The sequence below is a fragment of the Nocardiopsis alkaliphila YIM 80379 genome (assembly GCF_000341005.1).
Taxonomy (GTDB): Bacteria; Actinomycetota; Actinomycetes; order Streptosporangiales; family Streptosporangiaceae; genus Nocardiopsis; species Nocardiopsis alkaliphila.
This window is the reverse complement of record NZ_ANBD01000139.1, coordinates 1-223: the sequence shown is the minus strand read 5'-3', so window position 1 is coordinate 223 and position 223 is coordinate 1. Positions and strand designations below refer to the sequence as shown.

General features: G+C 72.2%; 1 pseudogene. It reads left to right on the top strand.

Annotated features, from left to right (window positions below):
- Positions 1–223: pseudogene (locus D472_RS26010) on the top strand (helix-turn-helix domain-containing protein); the annotation flags it as partial.

Below are 223 nucleotides of genomic sequence, written 5' to 3'. Positions count from 1 at the left end.
GGCTCCACCTCGCCGCTGCCACGGCCGCCGCCACGGAGTTCGACCGTGCGGCGGTGCCGCGCTTCCTACGCCAGGCCCGTCGTGCTGCGGTCCGTTTGGGCGGGGACCACAACCTGCACGGGACCGCTTTCGGTCCGACGAACGTGGCCATCCACACCATCAGCACCGCCGTGGCGATCGGTGACGCCCGCACCGCTGTGGAAGCGGGGGAGGACCTGGAGGT